This is a genomic window from Haemophilus paraphrohaemolyticus (assembly GCF_002015045.1).
Taxonomy (GTDB): Bacteria; Pseudomonadota; Gammaproteobacteria; order Enterobacterales; family Pasteurellaceae; genus Haemophilus_A; species Haemophilus_A paraphrohaemolyticus.
In genome coordinates this window covers 1-3,146 of the sequence record NZ_MUXX01000023.1, presented here as the reverse complement: position 1 = coordinate 3,146, position 3,146 = coordinate 1, and the positions used below count along the sequence as shown (strand labels likewise).

Annotated in this window: 1 rRNA gene; it reads right to left on the bottom strand. The window is 48.1% G+C overall.

Annotated elements, in window-relative coordinates:
• Positions 1-40: 40 nt before the first annotated feature.
• Positions 41-2,938: ribosomal RNA gene (locus tag B0184_RS10025) — 23S ribosomal RNA — on the bottom strand.
• Between the last annotated feature and the right edge of the window lie 208 nt (positions 2,939-3,146).

The following is a 3,146-nucleotide window of genomic DNA, read 5'->3' as shown; positions in this document are numbered from 1 at the left end:
TTAAAAATCGAAACAAGCTGTAAAAACACTTGAGCGTTGTATAGTTAAGCCTCTCGGGCAATTAGTATGTGTTAGCTCAACGGCTCGCACCGCTTACACACCACACCTATCTACGTCGTAGTCTCCAACAACCCTTACTAGCTTATCGCTAGGGAGAACTCATCTCAAGGCAAGTTTCGTGCTTAGATGCTTTCAGCACTTATCTCTTCCGCATATAGCTACCCGGCAATGCGTCTGGCGACACAACCGGAACACCAGGGATGCGTCCACTCCGGTCCTCTCGTACTAGGAGCAGCCCCTTTCAATTCTCCAACGCCCACGGCAGATAGGGACCGAACTGTCTCACGACGTTCTAAACCCAGCTCGCGTACCACTTTAAATGGCGAACAGCCATACCCTTGGGACCTACTTCAGCCCCAGGATGTGATGAGCCGACATCGAGGTGCCAAACACCGCCGTCGATATGAACTCTTGGGCGGTATCAGCCTGTTATCCCCGGAGTACCTTTTATCCGTTGAGCGATGGCCCTTCCATTCAGAACCACCGGATCACTATGACCTACTTTCGTACCTGCTCGACTTGTCTGTCTCGCAGTTAAGCTTGCTTATACCATTGCACTAACCTCACGATGTCCGACCGTGATTAGCAAACCTTCGTGCTCCTCCGTTACTCTTTGGGAGGAGACCGCCCCAGTCAAACTACCCACCAGACACTGTCCGAGAGCGTGTTTCCACTCTTCGTTAGAACATCAAACGTTAAAGGGTGGTATTTCAAGGACGCCTCCACAATCACTGGCGTGACTGCTTCAAAGGCTCCCACCTATCCTACACATCAAAATTCAATGTTCAGTGTCAAGCTATAGTAAAGGTTCACGGGGTCTTTCCGTCTAGCCGCGGGTACACCGCATCTTCACGGCGATTTCAATTTCACTGAGTCTCGGGTGGAGACAGCCTGGCCATCATTATGCCATTCGTGCAGGTCGGAACTTACCCGACAAGGAATTTCGCTACCTTAGGACCGTTATAGTTACGGCCGCCGTTTACTGGGGCTTCGATCAGGAGCTTCTCTTTCGATAACACCATCAATTAACCTTCCAGCACCGGGCAGGCATCACACCCTATACGTCCACTTTCGTGTTTGCAGAGTGCTGTGTTTTTAATAAACAGTTGCAGCCAGCTGGTATCTTCGACCGGTTCAACCTTCACCCGCAAGGGGTTACAATCTACGCCGGCGCACCTTCTCCCGAAGTTACGGTGCTATTTTGCCTAGTTCCTTCACCCGAGTTCTCTCAAGCGCCTGAGTATTCTCTACCTGACCACCTGTGTCGGTTTATAGTACGGTTTAGATAAATCTGAAGCTTAGTGGCTTTTCCTGGAAGCGTGGTATCAGTTACTTCAGTGCCGTAGCACCTCGTCATCACTTCTCGGTGTGATGAGTACCCGGATTTGCCTAAGTACTCCACCTACCGGCTTAAACAGACATCCAACAGTCTGCTAACCTAACCTTCTCCGTCCCCACATCGCAATTTATCCAAGTACGGGAATATTAACCCGTTTCCCATCGACTACGCTTTTCAGCCTCGCCTTAGGGGCCGACTCACCCTGCCCCGATTAACGTTGGACAGGAACCCTTGGTCTTCCGGCGAACGAGTTTTTCACTCGTTTTATCGTTACTTATGTCAGCATTCGCACTTCTGATACGTCCAGCACACTTCTCAATGCACCTTCATCCGCTTACAGAACGCTCCCCTACCCAACAATGTTTCCATTGATGCCGCAGCTTCGGTGACTAGTTTTAGCCCCGTTACATCTTCCGCGCAGGCCGACTCGACTAGTGAGCTATTACGCTTTCTTTAAATGATGGCTGCTTCTAAGCCAACATCCTAGCTGTCTAAGCCTTCCCACTTCGTTTCCCACTTAACTAGTACTTTGGGACCTTAGCTGGCGGTCTGGGTTGTTTCCCTCTCCACGATGGACGTTAGCACCCACCGTGTGTCTCCTGAGTATCACTCTTCGGTATTCGCAGTTTGCATCGGGTTGGTAATCCGGGATGGACCCCTAGCCGAAACAGTGCTCTACCCCCGAAGGTGTCCGCTCAAGGCTCTACCTAAATAGATTTCGGGGAGAACCAGCTATCTCCCGGTTTGATTGGCCTTTCACCCCCAGCCACAAGTCATCCGCTAATTTTTCAACATTAGTCGGTTCGGTCCTCCAATTAGTGTTACCCAATCTTCAACCTGCCCATGGCTAGATCACCGGGTTTCGGGTCTATACCTTGCAACTCTTCGCCCAGTTAAGACTCGGTTTCCCTTCGGCTCCCTTATTCAGTTAACCTTGCTACAAAATATAAGTCGCTGACCCATTATACAAAAGGTACGCAGTCACAAGATTACTCTTGCTCCCACTGCTTGTACGTACACGGTTTCAGGTTCTATTTCACTCCCCTCGCTGGGGTTCTTTTCGCCTTTCCTTCACAGTACTGGTTCACTATCGGTCAATCAGGAGTATTTAGCCTTGGAGGATGGTCCCCCCATCTTCAAACAGGATTTCTCGTGTCCCGCCCTACTTCTCGTTAGCTTAGTACCACAATAATGTTTTCGAGTACGGGATTATCACCCTCTGTGATTGAGCTTCCCAGCTCATTCCTCTAACAAAATCGCTATTACTAACAGGCTCTTCCGCTTTCGCTCGCCGCTACTGACAGAATCTCGGTTGATTTCTTTTCCTCGGGGTACTTAGATGTTTCAGTTCTCCCGGTTTGCTTCACTTGCCTATGTATTCAACAAGTGATAGTAGATTCTTCATCTACTGGGTTTCCCCATTCGGAAATCTTGGATTAAACGCCTCTTATCGACTCATCCAAGCTTATCGCAGATTAGCACGTCCTTCATCGCCTCTGATTGCCAAGGCATCCACCGTGTACGCTTAGTCACTTAACTATACAACCTCAAATGTTTTCAATTAAACATTCAAAGTATATTAAATTACTAAACACTTAACTGCTTTTGTTCAGTTAAGATTTTATTTAACTACTCAGACTTTTTCTTATCAGTTATTTGCTATCCTATTTAATCTTAACAGCAAACATTTCACTGACTTGAAAGTCTCTTCAGTTTTTCAGCTTGTTTCCAATTTTTTAAAGAACAA